This window comes from Flavobacterium sp., from assembly GCF_044373165.1.
Taxonomy (GTDB): Bacteria; Bacteroidota; Bacteroidia; order Flavobacteriales; family Flavobacteriaceae; genus Flavobacterium.
In genome coordinates this window covers 1-6,924 of the sequence record NZ_JBILQL010000104.1, presented here as the reverse complement: position 1 = coordinate 6,924, position 6,924 = coordinate 1, and the positions used below count along the sequence as shown (strand labels likewise).

Genomic DNA, 6,924 nt, shown 5'->3' with positions numbered 1-6,924 from the left:
TGAAACTCAAAAGATTTCAGTAAATCATATTTTAATCCTAAACCAATATTGGTGCTAAAGTGAATGTTATTTAGGTTATTGGCTGCTCCCAAAACGATAGTTCTATTGTCTGAAACCACGGAAATGGAATTGTCTTGTAAAAATAAAGTGCTGAAACCACCTATAACTTTTAATCCAAATCTTTTGGCTACAAACGCATAAGTCATCTCAATCGGCATTTCAAAATAGCCTATATCTTGGTTAATGTAACCTTTGTTTTTGGTAAAGTTTTGTTCAAAGGACAGCAAATCATTTTCTGAAGTGCCTAAAGAAGCTGAAGGACTTGGGCCATTGGCATTTTCCACTTGTATAGTGTGACCGGCTCCTGAAGGAGATAAACCACTCAAGGCGCGGGTTTGCATACTCGCAAAGTAAAAAACATCGTTAGTGTTATAACTCATATTGAGTTTGTTTAACCCGGTTCTAAGGGTTACTTTCGGACTAACAGCGTAACTTACACCCAAGCCAAACCCAACATTAGTGTTGAATGATTTACTGTTGTTGGCCAAGGTAGAATCAATAGCAGAACCACCGGAAAGCGCACCCATAAAAATAGGCGAAACGTTAGAAATGATTTGCCATTTGCTTTGTTTGGTTTCTTGCTTTTTCGGTTCTTCCTCTATAGCGGCTAATAATTCTTCTAAAGGATTTTTCGGTGTTTCCTTTGTTTTGGTGCTGTCTGTAGGGTTTGGTTTAGCATCGTTTTCGGCTACACTGTTTTTCTTGCCTTTTAAAGACTCTAATGAAATTTCTTTGGAAATTTCTGAAACAGTAGTAGTTTTATTTTCTTTATCTGCCATGGTACCAAGGTTATCGGTTATAGCTTTTTCGGTTTCAAGCAAGCCATTTTTTTGGGTTTGCCGCGATGAGGTAACAGACCTATCGGTCGCATTTACAGCATTTTTCGATTTGTTGTTTTCAGCTACGGTTTTGTTCAATGATGCTTGATTTCCGATTGATTTTTTTGCTGTATTTTTTTGCTGATAATTTTTAGGATCAGTGATTCCTTTTTCAAATGTTGATTGAGAAACATTGTCATTTGTATTCTCGTTTTGTACAACAACATTCCCTTGAATTTTTTCTTTTGGGTTAACAGCATCACTGTTTGGAAGAGATGTATTCGTTGTTGTTTTTGTCTCTTTAGTGGTTTTAGTTTCTTCAAACGTAACCTGGTTCGACGGCACTGTTTTGTTGTTAAAAACCGTTTGTGTAATTAATAACCCAACTAGAAATACTGCCGCAATTCCTGAGAGTTTCCACCAAAGCGGAATCACTCGTCTGGTTTTATCTTTATCCAAACCGGCTTCAATATTACCCCAAATTTCCTCAGGAGGATTAATTTCGAAATCCTTGAATTTTTCCTGAAAAAGGCGATCTATATTCTTTCTTTCACTCATTTTGCAGAAGGAAACTTTTTCGTTTCTTCGTTTTTTAACTGTTCAATTTTTTCTTTTAATATCATACGGCCTCTGGCTAAATTTGACTTAGACGTACCAATATTAATTTGCAACATTTCCGCAATTTCGGCATGCGAATAACCGTCGATTACATAAAGATTAAAAACCAATCGATACCTATCAGGCAATTCTTGGATGATTCTTAACAAATAATCTAAAGAGATATTGTCTTCATCAAGTTCAATTTCATAATCTTCCGCTATATCTTCGTTCACCAAGCTTAAGAAAGTTTGATTTCGGTATTGTTGCAACACATTATTAATCATTACTCTTTTTAACCAACCGTCAAACGAACCTTTAAAGGAATATTGTCCTATTTTTTGGAAGATAATCAAAAACCCATCTTGTAAATTGTCTTGTGCCTCAGTATAATTACGCGAATATTTTAAGCACACAGCAAACAATTTTCCCGAGTACAACCGATACAATTGTTCTTGTGCTTTTCTGTTGTTATTCTTGCAATCATTAATGAGTTCTTTTAAATCCAATTGTCAAAAATTGATGGTTTAATCGATTACCGGTATTTCATATTCTAAAAAGATATCGTTTCCTTGTTCGTCTTTACCCTGCCAAAATTTAAAAATATATGAGCCATTACTGGTCACCAAGAAATCAAAAGTGCACTCATACAAGTTATTTTCTGTCAATTCTTGGCAATTATTTTGTTCCCTTTTCGCACTTTCAACAGCAATGGTTCTTACATTTAAATTTTTGTGATAATAAATGGTATTGTAAGCGTGACAGTTTGTAGGCAGTCGATAAAACATCTTGAACTGATAGGTTTCTCCCAATGTCATCTCGGTAGGAATTTCAACACTTTCAACCGGCAATAATTCTAAAGAATATCGAGTATCCGGCTCAGGGGAACAAGAAATAAGTAAAAAAAGTAAGGTTACTACAGAAATAATTTTTTTCATGATGGTAAATTCTATTTTTGGTCTAGATGTAGAGGTTAGTAAATGGTTGCGTAATTCAAATAAAAAAACGTCCCGCTTTTAAACGAGACGTTGCTATTTAGTTATTGGATTCTTTGATCAACTCTTTGATTTTTTGTTCGAGTTCATCTGCTAATTCCGGGTTGTCCTTAATCAGCACCTTAACAGCATCGCGTCCCTGACCTAATTTAGTGTCACCATAACTAAACCATGAACCCGCTTTTTTAATAATTTCAAACTCCACAGCCAAGTCCAAAATTTCTCCGGTTTTAGAAACGCCTTCTCCATACATGATGTCGAATTCAGCGGTTTTAAACGGCGGCGCTACTTTATTTTTAACCACTTTTACTTTGGTTCTGTTTCCAATTACATTTTCACCTTCTTTAATTTGAGAAGATCGGCGAATGTCTAAACGCACCGAAGCATAAAACTTCAAAGCATTTCCTCCGGTTGTAGTTTCAGGGTTACCAAACATTACCCCGATTTTCTCTCTCAACTGGTTAATGAAGAATACCGTACAGTTGGTCTTGCTAATGGTTCCCGTAAGTTTTCTTAAAGCTTGCGACATCAAACGAGCGTGTAATCCCATTTTAGAATCACCCATTTCGCCTTCAATTTCGCTTTTCGGAGTTAAAGCAGCCACCGAGTCGATAACCACTATATCAATGGCTCCCGAACGAATTAAGTTTTCTGCAATTTCTAAAGCTTGCTCTCCGTTATCCGGTTGTGATATGATTAAGTTTTCAATATCAACGCCTAATTTTTCAGCATAATGTCTGTCAAAGGCATGTTCCGCGTCAATAAAAGCCGCAATACCTCCTGCTTTTTGAGCTTCAGCAATGGCATGTAAGGTTAAAGTGGTTTTACCCGATGATTCCGGACCGTATATTTCAATAATTCTTCCTTTAGGATATCCGTTGACGCCCAAAGCTAAATCCAAACCTAAAGAACCGGAAGGGATTATTTCTACCTCTTCCACAGCCCTGTCGCCCATTTTCATGACGGTTCCTTTACCGTAAGCTTTGTCTAATTTATCAAGGGTTAATTGTAACGCTTTTAATTTGGCTTCTTTTTCTGAACTCATTTTTTAAAATTTTAGTGGCATAAAAATAATGCTTTTTTTGTTCTGATTCGGTTCTGTTAACAGGAGTTTTGAACAAATTAGTTTGGTTGTAACACTAGGGTTTAGTTTTTTTAAAATTACTAAGATTCAATCTAATGTTTAGTACGCAAAAAGTGTACATTTTAAGGGTAAATATTTGGCTTTTTTCTTTTGTCAAATGTATTCCGCCCCGCTATTTTAACTATTTTTGCAGTCTATTTTACAAGCATGGAAAAGATAATCTCTTACCCGATATCAATTGTTTATTATCTGTGTTTCGGATTGACCTTGGTTATTTTTCATCCGATTCAGTGGATTTGCTTGACGCTTTTCGGATACCAAGCACACAAGAAAAGTGTCGATTATTTGAACTTCTTTTTAGTAAAATGTACCAATCTTTTAGGTACAACTTATACCGTTGAAAATCGAGAATGCATTCCGCAAAACGTACCGATTATTTTTGTGGCCAATCACCAAAGCATGTTTGATATTATTGGAATCATATGGTATTTGAGACGTTTTCACGCCAAGTTTGTCAGCAAAAAAGAATTGGGCAAAGGCATTCCAAGTGTTTCTTATAATTTAAGACACGGCGGTTCAGTATTAATTGACCGCAAAGATCCTAAACAAGCCATTCCGGTGATCAAAGGATTATCGGAATACATTGAAAAACACAATCGATCAGCCGTTATTTTCCCCGAAGGCACCCGAAGCAAAAACGGAACGCCTAAAGAATTTGCCCAAAGTGGCCTAAAAATCTTATGCAAATATGCGCCTTCTGCTTATGTGGTGCCAATTACCATCAATAACTCGTGGAAAATGGTTAAATTTGGTGCTTTCCCTATGGGGTTAGGTACTCAATTGCAGTTTATCATTCACGAACCTATAGCTGTTAAAGATTTTTCTTTTGAAGAATTGATGGAAAAAACAGAAAAAGCAGTCAAACAATCTATTAAAAATTAAATAATGCCTCAAAAAAACATCCGACTTGAAGTCATGCAATTCCTGGAAAAAAAAGTCGATAGCTTTGTCGATCAGTTTTTGATTCCGGTGGAAAAGATATGGCAACCTTCTGATTTGCTTCCCAATTCCGAGGAAGATAATTTTATCGAAGAAGTCAAAGAATTAAGAGAAATTGCGAAAGAACTACCGTATGATTTTTGGGTAGTAATGGTCGGAGATACCATCACCGAAGAAGCTCTGCCAACCTACGAATCCTGGTTGATGGAAGTAGAAGGTGTTGACAACGAAAGCCGTAACGGCTGGTCAAAATGGGTGCGACAATGGACCGGTGAAGAAAACCGACACGGGGATTTACTCAACAAGTATTTATACCTTTCAGGACGGGTTAACATGCGCGAAGTTGAGGTAACTACACAGCATTTAATCAACGATGGATTTGACATCGGCACCGGAAAAGATCCATACAAAAACTTTGTTTATACCAGTTTTCAGGAATTGGCTACTTATGTCTCACACAATAGGGTTTCTCAAATCGCCAAGCAATATGGGGATAAAAAATTAGCCAAAATTTGTAAGCTAATAGCCGGAGATGAAATGCGTCACCATCACGCGTATTCTGAATTTGTAAACCAAATTTTCAAAGTGGATCCGAGCGAAATGATGTTGGCTTTTCAATACATGATGAAACAAAAAATCACCATGCCGGCGCATTTTCTCAGAGAATCAGGGCAAAAAATAAGCACCGCCTTTGAGGAATTTTCAAACTCTGCGCAAAAATTAGGCGTTTATACCGCAGCGGATTATGTCGACATTATGCAGAAGCTAATTGATAAATGGGAAATCGATAAAATCAATAACTTAACGGCAGAAGCCGAAAAAGCCAGAGACTATCTGATGAAGCTGCCTGAAAGAATGGCCAAGATTTCAGAGCGTTTGGTTTTGCCCGAAGAAACTAAAATTTTTAAATGGGTAGAACCTGCTGTAATTCGATAATAAATAATAATCCTTTCCTCTCGAAAGGATTTTTTTAACTACAATAACATGTCTATCATAGATAAAACAATCCTTTTTGTCCAATCTAAGCTCGAACAAGCCGAAGGCGGACACGATTGGTTTCATATTGAACGCGTATATAAAAATGCGCTGTTGATAACCCAAGAAGAATCGTGCGATATAACCGTGGTAAAACTCGCCGCTTTATTGCACGACATTGCCGACAGCAAGTTTCACGATGGCGATGAAACAATCGGTCCCAAAACCGCTCGATTGTTTCTGGAAGCAGAAAATGTCGACGAAGCCACGATTATTCATGTGGTTAATATCATCGAAAACATTTCGTTTAAAGGCGGCAATTTTGAGAGAACATTTTCCTCCAAAGAATTGAAAATAGTTCAAGATGCGGATAGATTGGACGCCATTGGTGCGATTGGAATTGCCAGATGCTTTAACTACGGTGGTTTCAAAAACAGAGCACTTTACAATCCGGCGATTGCTCCAAATTTAAATATGAGCAAAGAAGAATATAAGAATTCTGACTCTCCAACTTTGAATCATTTCTACGAAAAACTATTGTTGTTGAAAGACAAAATGAATACCGAAACCGGTAAAAAAATTGCAGCAGCACGCCATCGTTTTATGGAAAATTTTCTCTCGCAGTTTTATGCCGAATGGGAAGGAGAGTGTTAGTGGTCAGTAAGCAGTGTTCAGTGTTCAGTTTTTTATCTTCTGAACACTGAACACTGAAATTATTTACCTGTGAAAGTAGCTTTTCTTTTCTCCAAAAAGGCCGTAGTGCCTTCTTTAAAATCTTCGGTACCAAAACATTTCCCGAAGTTTCTGATTTCTACGTCAAATCCGTCCACATCGTGTTTGTAATTGGCGTTCACGGCTTTAATCGCTTTGCCGATGGCTGATGGCGAATTGCGCATGATTTTCGAAGCAATGCCTTTGGTGAATTCCAACAGTTCGGTTTGTGCCACTACATGATTGACCAATCCGTATGATTTAGCGGTTTCGGCGTCGATCATTCCGGCGGTCATAATTAGTTCTATGGCACGACCTTTACCCACCAATTGAGGCAGTCGCTGTGTTCCACCATAACCGGGAATGACACCCAAAGATACTTCCGGCAAACCCATTTTGGCATTATCGGAAGCCACTCGGAAATGACAAGCCATAGCCAATTCCAATCCGCCGCCTAACGCAAATCCGTTAACGGCCGCAATAACGGGCGTTTTTAATTTTTCCACAAAGTCAAATAGCAATTCCTGACCTTGTGCTGCCAATTGCGCGCCTTCTTCTACGCTGAATTCTGCAAATTCCGAAATGTCGGCACCGGCTACAAAAGCTTTTTCACCTTCGCCCGTTACGATAATAACCCTTACTTCGGTATTGTTTTCCAAGCTTTCAAAGGCATCGTGCAATTCCT

The 6,924-nt window shown here is 37.7% G+C and carries 8 protein-coding genes; 3 read left to right on the top strand and 5 right to left on the bottom strand.

The window, feature by feature from the left end; all coding sequences use genetic code 11:
- The 4 genes from ACIQ32_RS10925 to recA all read right to left on the bottom strand — a co-directional run.
- The coding region (locus tag ACIQ32_RS10925; RefSeq protein WP_396195725.1) for a hypothetical protein at positions 1-1,436 on the bottom strand (1,436 nt) is incomplete at its 3' end.
- Positions 1,433-1,984 (bottom strand): RNA polymerase sigma factor, encoded by a 552-nt coding sequence (locus ACIQ32_RS10920; protein WP_396195724.1) that lies wholly within the window; start codon positions 1,982-1,984, stop codon positions 1,433-1,435. The genes ACIQ32_RS10925 and ACIQ32_RS10920, both read right to left, overlap by 4 nt.
- An 18-nt stretch (positions 1,985-2,002) precedes the next feature.
- Positions 2,003-2,413, bottom strand: a complete 411-nt coding sequence (locus ACIQ32_RS10915; protein ID WP_396195723.1) for a hypothetical protein — start codon at positions 2,411-2,413, stop codon at positions 2,003-2,005.
- Between the two features lie 97 nt (positions 2,414-2,510).
- The gene (gene recA / locus ACIQ32_RS10910) at positions 2,511-3,515 is read right to left on the bottom strand and encodes a recombinase RecA (protein WP_396195722.1); all 1,005 of its coding nucleotides are present in this window, start codon (positions 3,513-3,515) and stop codon (positions 2,511-2,513) included.
- A gap of 246 nt (positions 3,516-3,761) precedes the next feature.
- On the opposite strand from recA, the gene ACIQ32_RS10905 reads away from it, so the two are divergent.
- The 3 genes from ACIQ32_RS10905 to ACIQ32_RS10895 are packed head-to-tail and all read left to right on the top strand — an operon-like array spanning position 3,762 to position 6,182.
- Positions 3,762-4,496, top strand: coding sequence for a lysophospholipid acyltransferase family protein (locus tag ACIQ32_RS10905; RefSeq protein WP_396195721.1), 735 nt, complete (start codon positions 3,762-3,764; stop codon positions 4,494-4,496).
- Between the two features lie 3 nt (positions 4,497-4,499).
- Complete coding sequence (locus tag ACIQ32_RS10900) at positions 4,500-5,489, top strand: acyl-ACP desaturase (protein WP_396195720.1); 990 nt, start codon at positions 4,500-4,502, stop codon at positions 5,487-5,489.
- Between the two features lie 48 nt (positions 5,490-5,537).
- Positions 5,538-6,182: an HD domain-containing protein gene (locus tag ACIQ32_RS10895; RefSeq protein WP_396195719.1), complete on the top strand. Its 645-nt coding sequence runs from the start codon at positions 5,538-5,540 to the stop codon at positions 6,180-6,182.
- Positions 6,183-6,241: 59 nt separating this feature from the next.
- On the opposite strand, the gene ACIQ32_RS10890 is transcribed toward ACIQ32_RS10895, so the two are convergent.
- A partial coding sequence (locus tag ACIQ32_RS10890; protein WP_396195718.1) for an enoyl-CoA hydratase/isomerase family protein occupies positions 6,242-6,924 on the bottom strand: 683 nt, incomplete at its 5' end.

Bases quoted from the DNA above. Each gene is read 5' to 3' on its own strand.
- recA (WP_396195722.1), bottom strand. From the start codon at position 3,515: ATGAGTTCAGAAAAAGAAGCCAAATTAAAAGCGTTACAATTAACCCTT.
- ACIQ32_RS10895 (WP_396195719.1), top strand. From the start codon at position 5,538: ATGTCTATCATAGATAAAACAATCCTTTTTGTCCAATCTAAGCTCGAA.
- ACIQ32_RS10900 (WP_396195720.1), top strand. From the start codon at position 4,500: ATGCCTCAAAAAAACATCCGACTTGAAGTCATGCAATTCCTGGAAAAA.
- ACIQ32_RS10905 (WP_396195721.1), top strand. From the start codon at position 3,762: ATGGAAAAGATAATCTCTTACCCGATATCAATTGTTTATTATCTGTGT.
- ACIQ32_RS10915 (WP_396195723.1), bottom strand. From the start codon at position 2,413: ATGAAAAAAATTATTTCTGTAGTAACCTTACTTTTTTTACTTATTTCT.